This is a genomic window from Mesorhizobium sp. M1338 (assembly GCF_040318045.1).
In the GTDB taxonomy this organism is placed as follows: domain Bacteria; phylum Pseudomonadota; class Alphaproteobacteria; order Rhizobiales; family Rhizobiaceae; genus Mesorhizobium.
On record NZ_JAMYLL010000001.1, the window covers coordinates 12,133 to 28,501 of the forward strand.

The 16,369-nt window shown below is 63.1% G+C and carries 13 protein-coding genes and 1 pseudogene; 8 read left to right on the plus strand and 6 right to left on the minus strand.

Translation table 11 applies throughout. The features are described from left to right. Window positions 1-42: 42 nt before the first annotated feature. The 5 genes from NKH19_RS00070 to NKH19_RS00090 all read right to left on the minus strand — a co-directional run bounded on the left by NKH19_RS00070 (window position 43) and on the right by NKH19_RS00090 (window position 6,613). Window positions 43-1,008 (minus strand): ABC transporter permease, encoded by a 966-nt coding sequence (locus tag NKH19_RS00070; protein WP_352870024.1) that lies wholly within the window; start codon window positions 1,006-1,008, stop codon window positions 43-45. Then, window positions 1,005-2,558, minus strand: a complete 1,554-nt coding sequence (locus NKH19_RS00075) for a sugar ABC transporter ATP-binding protein (protein WP_352870022.1) — start codon at window positions 2,556-2,558, stop codon at window positions 1,005-1,007. The genes NKH19_RS00070 and NKH19_RS00075 overlap by 4 nt, the downstream gene beginning before the upstream one ends. A gap of 169 nt (window positions 2,559-2,727) precedes the next feature. Next, a complete protein-coding gene (locus NKH19_RS00080) occupies window positions 2,728-3,720 on the minus strand; it encodes an ABC transporter substrate-binding protein (protein WP_352870020.1) in 993 nt (330 codons plus the stop codon). A gap of 326 nt (window positions 3,721-4,046) precedes the next feature. Then, window positions 4,047-5,045, minus strand: coding sequence for an aldo/keto reductase (locus NKH19_RS00085; RefSeq protein WP_352870018.1), 999 nt, complete (start codon window positions 5,043-5,045; stop codon window positions 4,047-4,049). 62 nt (window positions 5,046-5,107) lie between these two features. Next, window positions 5,108-6,613: a UxaA family hydrolase gene (locus NKH19_RS00090; protein ID WP_352870016.1), complete on the minus strand. Its 1,506-nt coding sequence runs from the start codon at window positions 6,611-6,613 to the stop codon at window positions 5,108-5,110. A 228-nt stretch (window positions 6,614-6,841) separates the two neighbouring features. On the opposite strand from NKH19_RS00090, the gene NKH19_RS00095 reads away from it, so the two are divergent. The 6 genes and pseudogenes from NKH19_RS00095 to gnd all read left to right on the plus strand — a co-directional run bounded on the left by NKH19_RS00095 (window position 6,842) and on the right by gnd (window position 12,683). Then, window positions 6,842-7,744: a GntR family transcriptional regulator gene (locus NKH19_RS00095; protein WP_352870015.1), complete on the plus strand. Its 903-nt coding sequence runs from the start codon at window positions 6,842-6,844 to the stop codon at window positions 7,742-7,744. Between the two features lie 116 nt (window positions 7,745-7,860). Next, the gene (locus tag NKH19_RS00100; RefSeq protein ID WP_352870013.1) at window positions 7,861-8,217 is read left to right on the plus strand and encodes a DUF2946 family protein; all 357 of its coding nucleotides are present in this window, start codon (window positions 7,861-7,863) and stop codon (window positions 8,215-8,217) included. A 98-nt stretch (window positions 8,218-8,315) separates the two neighbouring features. Beyond that, window positions 8,316-8,855, plus strand: coding sequence for a copper chaperone PCu(A)C (locus NKH19_RS00105; RefSeq protein ID WP_352870011.1), 540 nt, complete (start codon window positions 8,316-8,318; stop codon window positions 8,853-8,855). 36 nt (window positions 8,856-8,891) lie between these two features. Beyond that, window positions 8,892-9,416: pseudogene (locus tag NKH19_RS00110) on the plus strand (YcnI family copper-binding membrane protein). Between the two features lie 53 nt (window positions 9,417-9,469). Then, window positions 9,470-11,107 carry a copper resistance CopC/CopD family protein gene (locus tag NKH19_RS00115; protein ID WP_352870009.1) on the plus strand — a complete coding sequence of 546 codons (1,638 nt, stop codon included), beginning with the start codon at window positions 9,470-9,472 and terminating at the stop codon, window positions 11,105-11,107. Window positions 11,108-11,255: 148 nt separating this feature from the next. Then, window positions 11,256-12,683, plus strand: coding sequence for an NADP-dependent phosphogluconate dehydrogenase (gene gnd / locus NKH19_RS00120; RefSeq protein ID WP_352870007.1), 1,428 nt, complete (start codon window positions 11,256-11,258; stop codon window positions 12,681-12,683). 22 nt (window positions 12,684-12,705) lie between these two features. Here gnd and NKH19_RS00125 read toward each other — a convergent pair whose 3' ends face one another. Further along, the gene (locus NKH19_RS00125) at window positions 12,706-13,761 is read right to left on the minus strand and encodes a LacI family transcriptional regulator (protein ID WP_352870006.1); all 1,056 of its coding nucleotides are present in this window, start codon (window positions 13,759-13,761) and stop codon (window positions 12,706-12,708) included. Window positions 13,762-14,166: 405 nt separating this feature from the next. Between NKH19_RS00125 and NKH19_RS00130 the strand changes: the two genes are divergently transcribed. Together NKH19_RS00130 and NKH19_RS00135 are read left to right on the plus strand one after the other, a co-directional pair. After that, window positions 14,167-15,405, plus strand: coding sequence for an ABC transporter substrate-binding protein (locus tag NKH19_RS00130; RefSeq protein WP_352870004.1), 1,239 nt, complete (start codon window positions 14,167-14,169; stop codon window positions 15,403-15,405). 75 nt (window positions 15,406-15,480) lie between these two features. Beyond that, entirely contained in the window at window positions 15,481-16,368 is an 888-nt protein-coding gene (locus NKH19_RS00135) for a carbohydrate ABC transporter permease (RefSeq protein WP_352870002.1), read from the plus strand. Window position 16,369 lies beyond the last annotated feature (1 nt).

Consider the following 16,369-nt stretch of genomic DNA (forward strand, 5'->3'; position numbering starts at 1 on the left):
GCCCGGCAGTCATGTCGGGCCGGCGACCGATTTGGGTTCGGCCTACTTACCGCGACGGCGCAGCCCGTCGAAGTAGACGATGATGATGATAAGCGCGCCGGTGATGATGCGCTGCCAGAACGAGTTGACGTTGAGCAGATTGGCGCCGTTGTTGATGGTGGCCAGGATAAAGGCACCAAGCAGCGGCCCATGAACCGAGCCGACGGCACCGAACAGCGAGGTGCCGCCGATCACCGACGAAGCGATCGCCTGCAACTCCCAACCTTCGGCCTGGGTCGGGTTGCCAATGCCGATGCGGGCGGCAAGCAGCACGCCGACGAAGGCCGCGCAGAGGCCGGACAGCGTGTAGGCCATGTAGATGGTGCGCTGGACATTGACGCCGGACAGGCGCGAGGCCTCGGCGTTGGAGCCGACCGAAAACAGGTACCGGCCCCAGCGGCTGTGATGCAGGAAGATATACGCCGGAATGCCGACCAGGATCACCATCCAGAACAGGTTGGGGATGCCGATGAAGGAACTGCGCGAGAACGCGGTGAAGGTGTCGCTGTTGATGTTGATCGAATTGCCGTTGGTCATCAATAGGCCGATGCCGCGCAGCGAGGTCAGCGTCGCCAGCGTGATGATGAAGGGCGGCAGGCCCATCTTGACTATGCCGAAGCCGTGAAACATGCCGATGGCGACACCGACCAGCAATGTCACCAGAATTGCGAGCCAGATCGGGAAGCCGGCGTTGATCATCATGGCGACGACCACGGTGGCGAAGCCGACAACGGCGCCAACGGACAGGTCGATGCCGCCGGTGATGATGACGAAGGTCTGGCCGACCGCCATGATGGCGATCATCGAGCCTTGGCGCAAAAGATTGGCGATGTTGTTGCCGGAGGCGAAGCTCGGCGTCGCCACTGAAAGCACGATCCACAGCAGCACCAGCAGCGCCAAAAGCGTCAGCCCAAACAGGACGTTATAGTTGCGCTTCGGCTTTTCGACAGCAATCGCCTCGGTGCTCATATCTGTCCTCCCTGCTTTTCTTGTTTCTCGGCGAGCGCCTGCGTGAGAATGTCCTCGTGGCTGGCGGCGCGAAAACCGTGTGTCGCCACGAGTTTGCCGCGCCGGAACACATGCAGCGTGTCGGCGAGTTCGTAGACTTCCGGCAGATAGGACGAGATCAGGATGATGCCTGCGCCCTTCGACAGCAGCGCACCGAACAGACGGTAGATCTCGGCCTTGGTTCCGACATCGACGCCGACCGTCGGCTCGTCGAAGATGAACAGCTTGGCGCCGTGGGCCAGCCATTTGCCGATGACGATCTTCTGCTGGTTGCCGCCCGACAGGCTGGACGCCAGCGCGCCGCGCGTCGGTGTCTTGATGCGCAGATCGGCGATCTGGCGATCGGCCTGCGTCTTTTCCTGCGCGCTCGAAATCAGCAGGTTGTTCGAAATGCGCTTGTAGATCGGCAGGTTGAGATTGAGTCCGACCGGCAGGTTGAGGCAGAGGCCCTGGTCGCGGCGGCTTTCCGGCGCCAGCGCCATGCCGAGCTTGATCGCGTCATGCTCGGAATTGACCTGAACCCCCTTGCCTTCCCAGAGAATCTGGCCGGCCGATTTACGGTGGCGGCCGTAAAGCGTGGTGACGAACTCGCTGCGCCCGGCGCCGATCAGGCCGTAGAGCCCGACGATCTCGCCGGCGCGGACCGTCATCGACACATTTTCGAACCCCTTGCCGGAGAGGTTCGTGGCTTGGAGGATCGCCGCGCCGGGCGTAAAATGTTCCTTGTGATAGATCTGCTCGATCGAGCGATTGATCATCATCTTGACCAGCTCGGCGTCGTTGGTCTCGGTGATGTTGCGGGTGCCGACCAGCGTGCCGTCGCGCAGTACCGAGACACGGTCGGCGAGTTCGAACACCTCTTCCATACGGTGGCTGATGTAGATGATCGTCACGCCCTCGCCCTTCAGCCGACGGATCAGGGTGAAGAGCTGATCAGTCTCCTTGCGGGTGAGGTAGGCGGTAGGCTCGTCGAAGATCAGGAATTTGGTGCCGCGCACTGTGGCGCGGGCGGCGGCGATCAGCTGCTGCTGGCCGATGGTCAGGTCGCCGAGCGTGACGTGTGCCGGCAGGTCGAAGCCGAGATCGTCGATGATCTTCTGCGCTTCCTTGACCATGGCGCGTTGCTGCAGGATGCCGAAGCGGGAATTCTCCTCGCCGAGGAACATGTTGGCGGCGACGGTTAGGTGCCGGCAGAGCACGACTTCCTGGTGCACGGCGTTGATGCCGAGCGCCATGGCCTCATGCGGCGTCGCCAGAGCAGCCGGCTGGCCCTCCCAGATGACCTCTCCGGAGGTGCGCGGCATGACGCCGGTCAAAAGCTTGATGAGCGTGGATTTGCCGGCGCCGTTCTCGCCGACGATGGCGTGGATTTCGCCGGATTTGAAGGCGAGATTGACCGGCTTCAGTGCGTGGGTGCCGGGATAACGCTTCTCCAGCCCGCGCAATTCGAGGATGGTCCGCCCCGGTTCCAGCACGGGTGCCGGATGCAGTTCCTGCGCCGTCGATGTCATGACAATCCTCCCAGATTGGCCTCCCAGATCGGCCTCACGATTGGCACGCGGCGAGGCAAGGATACGCCCCGAAAACAGCCTAGCCCAGGCTTGTGGATTGCCAAGCCGTTTGTGCCGGCAGCGGAAGTCTCCGGGGCCTGCGCCCCGGAGATGATTTGAATGCGACGGCTTAGAGCTTCGGATTGAGCAGCGCGTCGATCTTCGGGTCCTTCATGTTGGCCTTGGTCACCAGATTGGCGCCGGTGTCGACATTGGCCTCGACCTTTTCCCCCTTCGAGGCGGCGAGCGCGGTCTTGATGCCGTCGTAGCCCATCCGGTAGGGATCCTGCACGACGAGAGCCGAGATGACGCCGTCATTGAGGAACTTGATCAGCTTCTCGTCACTGTCGAAGCCGACCAACCCGACCTTGCCGGAAAGGTTGTTCTCGGCAATCGCCTGTCCAACGCCCTGCGCCATGATCAGGTTGGAAGCGAAGATGCCTTTCAGATCCGGATTGGCGGTGATCAGGTCGGTCGCGATGTTGAGGCCGGTCGTGGCCTGGCCGTCGGCATATTTGTCGGCGACCAACTCGAGGCCAGGATATTTTGCCTTGAGCTGTTCCTTGAAGCCCTGGGCGCGCTGTTCGAGCGAGCCGGCGCCGGGAAGTGCGGTGATCAAGGCGACCTTGCCTTCAATCTTGCCGCCATTGGCTTCGCCGATGGCTGCGGCCAGACCGTCAGCAGCGACGCGGCCGCCCTGGACATTGTCGGTGGTCAGGAACGAGGTGAAGGCCTTGGAGTCGGCGCCGGAGTCGATGCCGATGACCTTGACCTTGGTGGCGGCCTCGTCAATCGGCTTGCCGAGCGCCTTGGCTTCGGTCGGCGCGATGACGACGGCCGCCGGATTGCCGGCGACGGCGTTCTCGAGGATCGAGATCTGGCCGTTGACGTCGGTTTCAGCCTGGGCGCCGAGCTCCGGCACATTGACGCCGAGATCCTTGCCGGCCTTGCGGGCGCCGGCCAGAACGATCTGCCAATAGAAGGACGTGGTGTCCTTGACGATGATCGGAATGGTCACGTCCGCCGCCGAAACCGGCGCCGAATGCATGACGCCGGCGAGCATCGAAGCTGCTGCCAGCGCCATGACGGCGCGGCGGTTGAGAATGCTGGTCACGAATTTCATGTGGTTCCTCCCTAAGTCGCCCGGTGAACGTCACGGAAGCTCCGTCCGGATAGGCGTGGCCCAAACAGAACTTTATCAATAAAAAACAGTTGCGATGTTTTGATAGTGCATCGAACCAGCCGATGCAAGCGGTGTTTGACGAGTCATCGCGAAGGCTGGCAGAGGCAAATCCATCGCGCTCCCTTGCCGTCGTCAAGCGCTTCCGTTTCCGTTCCGCGAATGCATGGAATATTAATTCCACATCTTCGTCAATATGGAATGTTCATTCTTTCCTGGGACCGCAAGAATGTGAGCCCTGGGCATTGTTCACTGGGTGGATGCGAATTTCACGCCAGCTCCTGCACCAGCGTATAGGGGCGATATCTGGCGTATTCCGCCTCCGGCACGTCGATGTCGAGCAGTTCGAGGTTGCGCGTCAGGTTTGCCAGCTTGGCGGTGCCGGTCAGCACGGTGGCGACCGCTGGTTCACGCAGCGGGAACTGGAACGCGGCGGCGGCCAGCGGATAACCGCCCTCGGCGGCGATCCTTTCCATCGCGCCGACGCGGTCGAGCACGTCATGGCTGGCAGGGCGGTAATCGAAATGCGCGCCCTGCACCGGCCCGGTCGCAAGGATGCCGGAGTTGAAGACGCCGCCGATGACCAAGGACGTTTGTTGCGCCCGGCACAGCGGCAGCAACTCCGGTTCGGCACTGCGATCGAGCAGGGAATAGCGGCTGGCGAGCAGGATGCAGTCGAGCGGTGCCCGGCGCATCACGTCGAGACAGATCCGCACCTCGTTGACGCCGAGCCCATAGGCGGAAATGACGCCGGATCGCTTCAGCTCTTCGAGCGCCTTGAGGCCGCCATCCATCAGATCGCGAAAGTGCAGCTTGGTCTTCTCGACGCCGTGCGTGTAAGCGCCGATATCGTGGACGAACAGGATGTCGATCTTGTTCAGGCCAAGCCGGGCATAGCTGAACTCGACCGAGCGCATGATGCCGTCATAGGAATAGTCATAGTCGAGCGCGAAGGGCAGCGGATCGACATAGGAGTGATCGGGAACATGATCATCCGGCACCGGGCGGAACAGGCGGCCGACCTTGGTGGACAACACGTAGGAATCGCGCGGCTTATAGCGCAGGAAGTCCCCGAAGCGTCGTTCCGACAGGCCGAAACCGTAGAAAGGTGCGGTGTCGAAATAGCGCAGGCCGGCTTCCCAGGCGCCTTGCAGCGTCTCCATCGCGGCTTCGCGAGGACAGGCGCGGTAGAGGCCGCCGAGCGCTGCGCCGCCAAAGCTGACCTCGGTGACCTCCAGTGCGGTGCGACCGATGCGGCGCTTGTTCATGCGAAAACCTCCCCCGTTCCCGACCATTGTCCGGCCTGGCCATCTTCAGATATCAGTGGAAACTAAAGCGTCGCACCTAGGTGCCAGGGCACGAACTCGTTGTCGCCATAGCCGAAATCCTCGCTCTTGGTCTTGCGGCCGGAAGCCGTCTCGACGATCAGTTCGAATATCTCGCGGCCCATGCCGGCGATTGTCTTTTCTCCGGAGGCGATGACGCCGCAGTTGACGTCCATGTCCTCTTCCATCTGATGGTACATGGTCGAGTTGGTGGCGACCTTGATCGACGGTGTCGGCCGGCAGCCGAAGCAGGAGCCGCGGCCGGTGGTGAAGACGATGATGTTGGCGCCGCCCGCCACCTGGCCGGTCGCCGAGACTGGGTCGTAGCCGGGGGTGTCCATGAACACCAAGCCACTGCCGGTGACCTTTTCGGCATAGCCGAAGACGCCGTTGAGCGGTGTCTGGCCGCCCTTGGCGACCGCGCCGAGCGACTTCTCCAGGATGGTGGTGAGGCCGCCGCGCTTGTTGCCGGGCGAGGGGTTGTTGTCGATCGAGGCGCCGTGCTTGGCGACGTGATCTTCCCACCACTTCACGAAGCCATCGAGCTTCTGCGCGATCTCCGGCGTTGCCGCGCGGTAGGCGAGCAGATGTTCGGCGCCGTAGATCTCCGTCGTCTCGGAGAGGATGCCGATGCCGCCGACGCCGGCCAGGATGTCGACGGCAGCACCCAGCGCCGGATTGGCTGTAATGCCCGACATGCCGTCGGAGCCGCCGCATTGCAGGCCGACGACGATCTCGCTGACCGGGATCGGCTCACGCTTCAGCTGGCCGACTTCCTCGGCAATCTCGGCCAACACGCCCATCGCCTTTTCGACCGATTTGCGCGAACCGCCTGCGTCCTGGATGTTGAAATGGCGTTTGCCGGCAGCGACGCCCTTCTGGCCATAGAGGGTGAGCTGATTGACCTCGCAGCCGAGGCCGACCATCAGCACGCCGCCGAAATTCGGGTGGCGGGCATAACCGGCAAGCGTGCGGTGCAGCACCATCATGCCGTCGCCGGTGGCGCTCATGCCGCAGCCTTGGCCGTGAACGATGGGCACGAAGCCGTCAATGCCGGGATATTTCGGCAGCAGGGTTCGGTTGGCGGTATCGGCGATCGAATGGCAGACGGTGGCCGAGCAATTGACGCTGGCGACGATGCCGATGAAGTTGCGTGTGCCGGCGCGGCCATCGGCGCGGCGATACCCCATGAAGGTGCGGGCGCGGTCCGCTTCCGTCGCGTGCTCGGCCTCGCTCGGCGGCACGACCGGCAAGCGGCCGGATTCGAAAACCAGATTATGCGAATGAACGTGCTCGCCCGCTGCAATATCCTGTGTCGCGCGGCCGATCGCCTGCGCGTATTTGATCACGGCCTCGCCGGCGGCGATCGGCTTGATCGCCACCTTGTGGCCAGGTTCGATCAGAGCGGCGGCGACGGCGCCGCCCGGCAGCACGGTGCCGATCTCGATGCGGCCGTTGGCGACGGCGACATTGTCGGCGGGGGACAGGAGGATGCAGTTGGAGGCGTTCACGGGCGGTTTCCTGGGTGATCCTGGGATGCGCGGACGGATTGACACGCGCCTGTTTAGAGATAATGTCTTTTATCGTGAAAAAACAGTTTTGCGTCAATTGTTTTTTCGCTGGGGAGTTCCGCATGTCCTTGGGTGTTCCGGACAGCGATTTCGCTTTTCAGGGTCACGGGAACGTCATATCGCGCTTCAAACCGGCCGCCGCAAGCGACGGCGTGCAACGGGTCAAGGATGTCGAAGAGCAACAACGTCTACAAGGATGCCTACAACCGCTGCCTGCGGCTGCTCGACGAAACGCGCAGCTTGCCTTCGGAGCCGGAACTGGGCACCTTGCTTGGCGTCAGCCGTACCACGGTGCGGACGATCCTTGCGCGCATGGAAGAGACCGGGCTGATCGCCTGGAACAAGCGCGCCAAGACGGTGCTGCGCGAACCGCGTCCCGATGATTTCTTCCCCGAGGAAGAAACCGACACGCTGGCCGAGATCATCGAGCGATCGTTCATGCGCAGGCTGCTCGCCGGCGGCGCCGAGGCCGGCATGCAGATCAACGAACTTGAACTGGCGCGCGAGATCGGCGTCGGCACCACCAGCGTGCGCGAATTCCTGATCCGCTTCTCCCGCTTCGGCCTGATCGAGAAGCGCCGCAACAGCCATTGGGTACTTAAGGGGTTTACGCGCGCCTTCGCGCTGGAACTGACCGAAATCCGCGAGATGTTCGAACTGCGCTCGGCGGCGGCCTTCGCCGCTCTGCCGCAGGACAGCGCGGTCTGGAGCGATCTCGAGCGTCTGGAAGACGACCATCGCCGGCTGGCAAGCGAGATCGTCACCCGTTTCAACGAATTCTCCGAGCTTGACGAGCGCTTCCACCGGCTCATCCACCGCGCATCGCGCAACCGCTTCATTGTCGATTTCTACGACGTCATCGCCATGATCTTCCACTACCACTACCAGTGGAACAAGGCGCAGGAGCGCGAACGCAACGAAGTCGCGATCGGTGAGCATCTGGCCTATATCGAGGCGCTGAAATCGCGCGACCTCGGCAAGGTCGACGCCGCTTGCCGCAAGCATCTGAAGTCAGCGCGCCAGACCTTGCTGACTTCGATCCCGGAAAGCCGGTCTACACAAAAACCTTGATATGCCGCGTTGCCGCAGCAGCGATTTGGAGATTTTCCACCCGCCGGCCTCATGCTAGGAATGTTGCGTTGCTGCGAAGAGGCAGGGCTTTGGGCGTATCGAGGAGACGATGGAGCATGTCGGTCGCGCTTGTCGCGGCCTACCTGCTGTTGCTCCAGTCGACGCTTGGCGCATTCGCCTTCGGTGCCGGTACCAATGCATCGCAACTCGATGCTTTCGGCAACGTCATCTGTACCCGAGAGGGCGCAACCCAGCTTCCCGGCGGCAACCCGCCGCCGTCTCATCTGCCTGCATGCTGCGTGCTCGGCTGCGGTATGTTTTCGCCGGCCTTTGCGCCGCCGCCCGATGCCGGCCTGGCGCTGGGTGGCCTTTCCTTTGAAACGGTCGCCTTTGTCTTCCCGGCTGCCATCCATCTCGACTTCGCGCGTGAGCGTTCGCCGTCGAACCCGCGCGCGCCGCCGCTGACGGCGTGATCACGCTTTGCCCAACGGAACCTTTCGTGGGCGTACCCATCCAAAAATCATACTGTCCGCGACCGGCAACGGCGCGACCATCACTTCATGGAGCAACCATGTCCCACTTTTTCCGCATCGCCGCGCGTCCTGTGCTCGGCAGCATTTTACGCAGCGTCGAAGGGCGTCTCGGCATTGCCGTGCTGGCTTTTGCGCTGCTGTTCGTCGGCGTCCAGACCGTGTTCGCGCATGAGTTCAAGGTCGGCGATCTCGATATCGGCCACCCCTGGTCGCGCGCAACGCCGGCGGGCGCCAAGGTCGCCGGCGGCTATTTCTCCATCACCAACAATGGCAGCGCGCCGGACCGGCTGCTGTCGATTTCCTCCGATGTTTCTGAAAAGGCCGAGATGCATGAGATGGGCGTCAAGGACGGCGTGATGACCATGCGGCCGGTTGCCGGCGGGCTGGAAATTCCGGCCGGCGGCAAGGTGGCGTTGGCCCCTGGCGGCTATCACCTGATGTTCGTCGGCCTGAAGCGGCAACCCAAGCAGGGCGAAAAGTTTTCCGCCACGCTGACCTTCGAGAAGGCCGGCTCCGTCAGCGTCGATTTCGCCGTCGAAGGCATGGGTGGTGGCGCCATGGATGATCACGCCAATTGATCCGTTAGACAAATTTTGAAGATCTGAGGGACCATCATGAACAAGTATCTTTTGGCGGCCGCGGCATTTTTCGTGCTCGGGGCAAATGCCGCTTTCGCGCATATCCGCTAGAAACCCAGGAAGCGGCCGTCGGCTCGACCTACAAGGCTGTCCTGCGCGTGCCGCATGGTTGCGACGGCAAGGCGACGACCGCCGTACGCCGTACGTGTGCAGATCCCGGAAGGGGTGATAGCGGTGAAGCCGATGCCGAAGCCAGGCTGGACGCTGCGGACCAAGAAGGGCAAGTACGACAAATCCTACCAGCTCTACGGCCAGGCGGTGACCGACGGGGTCAAGGAAGTCGACTGGAGCGACGGCAGCCTGCCGGATGAATTCTATGACGAGTTCGTCTTTCGCGGGATGCTGACGGCGGACCTCCCGATTGGCCAGAAGCTTTACTTCCCGGTGGCGCAGGAATGCGACGGCGCCGCCGACCGCTGGATTGAGATCCCGGCGGCCGGCCAGGATGAAGACGCGCTCGAAAACCCGGCGCCCGGCATCAAACTGCTGCCCAAGAAATGATCTTTCGGTCGGCGCGCTCAGACCAGCGCGCCGCTATTCTCCCTGGCGGTGACATGAGCACGACGTCCTTCCCGCAAACGGCTTCCATGACCGGCAATCGCGCCGGCCGGCTTGTCGTCGGCCTGCTGGCCATGATCGTGTTTCTTGCCATCATGGCCATGCCAAATCAGGCCTTCGCCCATGCCGCGCTGATCAAGACCGATCCGGGCGACGGCGCGGTGCTGGAACAGGGGCCGGCGCAGTTCTCGCTGACCTTCAGCGAGCCGGTCTCGCCGCTGGTGCTGACCCTGGTGCGGCCCGACGGCACGCCGGTTCCGCTGACCGCCTTCCGTCTCAGCGACCAGACGGTCGAAATCGACAATCCACGGACACTCGCGCCCGGCACGCATGTGCTGAGTTGGCGCGTCATTTCCGCCGACGGCCATCCGGTTGGTGGTGCCCTGTTGTTTTCCGTTGGCGCGCCAAGTGCGCCGCCGGCGATGTCCGAAGCCGTCGACCGGCCGTTGCGGTCAGCGATCTGGGTCGGCAAGGTCTTTCTCTACATCGGCCTTTTCCTCGGCGTCGGCGGCGCCTTCGCCCTTGCCTGGCTGGCCCGAGGTGCCCGCGCCGGACAGCGCTTCGTTGCGGCCGCAATCCTGTGCGGGTTGGTCGCGGCGCCTTTGTCGCTCGGCTTGCAGGGGCTGGACGCGCTCGGGGCGCCGCTCTCGTATCTGGCGCAGCCGGTTATCTGGCGGACCGGGCTCGACACCAGTTTCGGCTGGACGGTGCTGGTCGCACTGATCGCGCTGGGGCTCGGCATGCTGTCGCTGGCCGGCCCCCGCGCCATCGCCAAACCATTCGCGCTGGCCGGCCTGGCCGGGGTGGGTGTCGCACTTGCCGCCAGCGGCCATGCCGGTGCCGCCGAGCCGCAATGGCTGACACGGCCAATGGTGTTCCTGCACGGCGTCGGCATCGCCTTCTGGGCCGGCGCGTTGGTCCCGCTCGGTCTGGCGCTGAAGGTGCAATCGGCGGAGGCCGCGCCATTCCTGCGGCGGTTTTCTCGCCTGATCCTGCCCGTGGTGGCCGTGTTTGCCGCTGCCGGCATCGTTCTTGCGGTCATCCAGATTCAGACACCGGCGGCGCTGGTCAACACCGCCTATGGACGGCTGCTGTTGATCAAGCTCGGGCTGCTGGTCTTCCTGTTCACGCTCGCCGCCGTCAACCGATGGAAACTCACAGCGTCGGCCGAGGCCGGAGCAACGGAAGTGCGACGCAGGCTCTCCCGCTCGATCGGCGTCGAACTGGTGATCGTGCTGGCGATCTTCGGCGTTGCCGCGGGCTGGCGCTTCACGCCGCCGCCACGAGCCCTGGCGATCGCCGCGGCGCAACCGGCCTCGGTCCACGTCCATGCACTGCAAGCGATGGCCGATCTCAGCATCACGCCCGGCCATGCCGGGCCGGTTACCGCCTCGATGATCATCATGACCGGCGATTTCGGACCGCTCGACGCCAAGGAGGTGACGTTGGTGCTGTCGAAGCCCGATTCCGGCATTGAGCCGCTGAAGCGTGCGGCGACCAAGCCTGGCGACGGCAGCTGGCGTGTCGACAACCTCGTCATCCCGGTTCCCGGCCGGTGGACGGTGCGCATCGACATCCTGGTCTCGGACTTCGAGATGGTGAAGATCGAGGCACCTGTCGACATCAGACCGTAATGCTGGACTGCCAGGTAGCTCGACACGGGCACGGCCGACAATCCGGGTAACACAATTCGGCGAGGCGGTTGACGCAGGCGTCAAGGCCCGTCAATCATCGCCCGCAAATCGCGGTCTCAACAAACGATCCGAAAGCAGGGAAGAAACGATGGAAAAAGCCGAAATCGGCCTGATCGGCCTTGGCACGATGGGCTCCAGCCTGGCGCTCAACATCGCCGAGCACGGGCATCGCATCGCCGTCTTCAACCGCACCAAAGCGCGCACTGACGCTTTCGTCGAAAATGCCGGCGCGCTCAGGGATATGGTCGTGCCTTGCTTCAGCCTGGAAGAGCTTGCCGCCGCCATCCGTCCTCCGCGTCCGATCATCATCATGGTGCTGGCCGGCAAGCCGGTCGACGAACAGATCGCCGCCTTGCGCGGCGTGCTGTCGGCCAACGACATCGTCATCGACGCCGGCAACGCTAATTTCCGCGACACGATGCGGCGCTTCTCCGAGCTTTCCGGCTCGGGTCTCACCTTCATCGGCATGGGCGTGTCCGGCGGCGAGGAGGGTGCGCGCCACGGACCGTCGATCATGGTCGGCGGCACGGAGGACTCCTGGAAGCGCGTCGAGAAGGTGCTGACCGCTATTTCCGCCAAGTTCAAGGACGAACCCTGCGCGGCGTGGCTCGGCACCGACGGCGCTGGCCATTTCGTCAAGACCATCCATAACGGCATCGAATATGCCGACATGCAGATGATCGCCGAAATCTATGGCATCCTGCGCGACGGCCTCGGTATGGGGCCGAAGGACATCGGTACGGTGTTTTCCAACTGGAACAAGGGCCGGCTCAACTCTTACCTGATCGAGATCACCGCCAAGGTGCTGGCCGCCGACGATCCGAAGACCGGCAAGCCGGTGGTAGACATCATCCTCGACCGCGCCGGCCAGAAGGGCACCGGCAAATGGTCGGTCATCGAAGCCCAGCAACTCGGCATTCCGGCGACGGCGATCGAGGCGGCGGTGGCCGCGCGCGTTCTGTCGTCGATCAAGGACGAGCGGCTGGCGGCGGAAAAGGCCTATGGCAACGCCGGCGTGACAAAGATTTCCGGTGACAAAGACACCTTTCTGAAAGATTTGGAGTTGGCGCTGTTCGCCGGCAAGATCGCCGCCTACGCCCAAGGTTTTGCGGTGATGAGCGGCGCCTCCAAGGAGTTCAACTGGAACCTGCCGATGCCGACCATCGCCCGGATCTGGCGCGCCGGCTGCATCATCCGCTCGCAGATGCTCGACACCATGGCGGAAGCCTTCAGCAAGGGCGGCGCCTCGACCAATCTTCTGATGGCGCCGGCCTTTATCTCGTTGATGCAGGAGGCACACCCGTCGCTGCGGCGCATCGTGGCAAGGGCATCGGAAGCCGGGTCGCCGGTGCCGGCGCTGTCTTCGGCGCTCGCCTATTTCGACAGCTACCGCCAAGGCCGCGGCACCTCGAACCTGATCCAGGCGCAGCGCGACTTCTTCGGCGCGCATGGTTTTGAACGCATCGACGATGCGGGCGCGTTCCACGGGCCGTGGGGCAGCGGAGCGGCTGGCTAGCAAGGCCGGTTCAATAAGCCATCTAGACGAGCACTGGCGGGCTGAACGCCTGGACGTCGCCGGCGACGACAAGGCTCTGCAAAGAGCCTGGTGCGGCGCCGCCAATCAAGCCGAGCACCGAGCGGGCAAGCTCGGAGCCAGCCAGCCGGAAATTCTCGTTGACGACCAGCAACTCCCTTCGGAACAGGTGCAGCAGGTCCGACGACTGCTTCGATACGACATCGACATCGCGGCCGAGCTTGAGACCGGCATCCTCGATGCCGGCGACGATGGCCAGCGTCGCCGCGGCGGCGCTGCTGACGAAGCCGTCCGGCCTGACATCACGGCGCATCACCTGAGCCGTCCTCATCCTGATCTGCTCGATCGTATGATCGATGGAAACGGTGTTGAACGGGATTTCGCTCGCGCCGACCTCGCTCAGCGCATCGGCAAAACCGTTCAGCGTATGGCTGTAGTAGGTCAGCCCGGGCGGCGGCGACAGAAGTGCCAGCCTGCGTCGGCCCATGCTCGCCAACCGGCGCACGGCTGCACTCGCGAACGCATGGTTGTCGAAGTCATGGTAGGGGTGGACAAGGCCCATGTCGGTGCGGCCATGCGTAGCAAAGGGCATGCCGTGCTCCAGCATATAGCGGGCGCGCGGATCGTTGGGCTGGGTGCGTGAGATGATGACGCCGTCGGCCGAGCCGGTCTCGACCAGATAGCGGATCGGCTCCATCGGATCCTGCGACCGGGAATAGGGCGTGACGATCAGGTGATAGGGCGTTTCGGCGAGCACTTCCGAAACGCCGTAGATGATGTCGGAGACGAAGCTCATGATCTCGCGATCGGTATTGAGCACGAGGCTGATGACATTGGTCCTGCCGGTGCGCAGGCGCACGCCGGCGCGGTTCGGCCGGTAGCCGATCTGCTTGGCGACGAGCTGGACACGGCGCCTGGTTTCGGCGCCGATTTCCGGGGCATCCTTCAGGGCACGCGAAACCGTGGTGACGCCGAGGCCAGTCATGAAGGCAAGCGTCTTCAGCGTCGGTCGCCCCTGCGCCGACGCTTCCTCGTTCTTTTCCGTACGCCGTCTGTCCATTCGTCCCGCCCGTCAGGCGCATAGCAGCCGCAGGCCGGGTCGGCAATCGCCGCCATTGCCATACCGATATGCGTTCCAGCCCGACGAAGCCTCAATATACTGAAACGTTACAGATTGCCAATGTCGAGATGCCGGCCGCTCGTGGCGAGGTGGACGGGTCTTTTGCGAAACCCATTGGGATTCAATAAGAAATCGCCCTTGCCATCGCCTTTTGTCGGCTTTCACGCGCCATTTCGGTGTTTTGCACTGCAGCGACGATGTTGCAGTGCACATAAGGGCGGCTGTTCATACGAATTTGTTCGCAGCTCGAAAAAATCTCGAACGCGCTTCGTTCATGGGGTTGCGCAGTCCGCGCAATTCCCGTATCGAAAATCTGTAACGTTTCAGATTCTGGGAGGAACCGAAATGCGCTATAAACTTTTGACCGCTGCGCTGGCCGCGACAGCCGCACTGCAGTTCGCCGGTCCGGCGGCCGCGACGGACCTGGAAGTCACCCATTGGTGGACGTCAGGCGGTGAGGCAGCAGCGGTTGCCGAGTTCGCGAAGGCTTTCGACGCTACCGGCAATCACTGGGTCGACGGCGCCATCGCCGGCTCCGGCGGCACGGCGCGGCCGATCATGATCAGCCGCATCACCGGCGGCGATCCGATGGGGGCCACCCAGTTCAATCATGGCCGGCAGGCGGAAGAGTTGGTGCAGGCCGGCCTGATGCGCGACCTCACCGATGTCGCCACCAAGGGCAAGTGGACGGAAGTCGTGCGGCCGAAAAGCCTGCTCGACAGCTGCACCATCGACGGCAAGATTTATTGCGTGCCGGTCAACATCCACTCCTGGCAGTGGCTGTGGCTATCGAACGAGGCCTTCGAGAAGGCCGGTGTGCCATTGCCGAAGGACTGGAATGAATTCGTCGCGGCAGCACCCGCGCTGGAAAAGGCCGGCATCATCCCGCTCGCCGTCGGCGGACAGGCCTGGCAGTCCTCCGGCGCCTTCGACGTGCTCCTGGCAGCGGTCGGTGGCACGGACACCTTCCTCAAGGTCTACAAGGACAAGGACGCGACATTTGCCGCCGGGCCCGAAGTAGCCAAGGTCTTCAAGGCTGCGGACGACGCCCGCAAGATGGCGAAGAACACCAATGTGCAGGACTGGAACCAGGCGACTAACCTCGTCATCACCGGCAAGGCCGGCGGCCAGATCATGGGCGACTGGGCACAAGGTGAGTTCCAGGTTGCCGGCAAGACCGCAGGCAAGGACTATACGTGCCTGCCAGGCTTGGGGCTGAATGAAGTCATCGCCACAGGCGGCGACGCGTTCTACTTCCCGCTGCTGAAGGATGCCGACAAGTCCAAGGCGCAGGAGGTGCTGGCCGAAACGCTGCTCGATCCCAAGACGCAGGTTGCCTTCAATCTCAAGAAGGGTTCGCTGCCGGTGCGCGGCGATGTCGATCTCAATGCGGCGAACGACTGCATGAAGAAAGGCCTCGCAATCCTCGCCAAGGGCGCCGTCATCCCATGGACGGACCAGCTGCTTTCACAAGACACCCAGAAGCAGAAGGAAGATCTCTTCGCCGAATTTTTCGCCAAGCCGGACCTGACCGTGGAAGAGGCGCAGAAACGCTTCGCCGCCCTCATCGCTTCGGCGGACTGACGTTGGAGTCTACTCACCTCGCTCCCGGCCCCGACGGGCCGGGAGCGGACCGTCCTTACCCAGCCGGCTGACGAGATGAGCAAAAGCGAACGCCCCAACCCGCTGTTCCGCAACCTTAATGCGAAGATCGCCTCGATCCCGATGATCCTAACCGCGATGGTGGTTTTCGTCGGCGGCACCGTTTGGACGGTGCTCTACTCCTTCACCAATTCGAAGCTCTTGCCGCGGCTGCATTTCGTCGGGCTTGACCAATATTACCGGCTGTGGGCGACGCCGCGCTGGCTGATCTCGATCGAGAATCTGTTGATCTACGGCGCGATCTCACTGGTGTTCTCGCTAGTAATCGGCTTCCTCCTTGCCGCGCTTCTCGACCAGAAGATACGCTTCGAGGACACGTTCCGGACCATCTTCCTCTATCCCTTCGCGCTCTCGTTCATCGTCACCGGCCTTGTCTGGCAGTGGCTGCTCAACCCCGACTTCGGCATCCAGCATGTGGTGCGGGGGCTTGGCTGGGAGAGCTTCAGCTTCGACCCGCTCTACAATTCCAGCATCGTCATCTACGGCATATCGATCGCGGCACTGTGGCAAGGCACCGGGCTCATCATGTGCCTGATGCTGGCCGGACTGCGTGGCATCGACGAGGACATCTGGAAAGCCGCGCGGGTGGATGGGATACCGATGTGGAAAACCTATCTGTTCATCGTCATCCCGATGATGCGGCCGGTCTTCATCACCACGCTCGTCATCATCGCCTCCGGCATCGTGAAGGTCTATGACCTCGTCGTGGCCCAGACCAGCGGCGGCCCGGGCATCGCCTCCGAAGTGCCCGCCAAGTACGTGTATGACTATATGTTCTTCGCCCAGAACCTCGGCCAGGGTTTTGCCGCCTCGACCATGATGTTGCTTTCGGTGGTGATCGTCATCGTGCCTTGGGCCTATCTCGAATTTGGGCGGCGCAAATGAA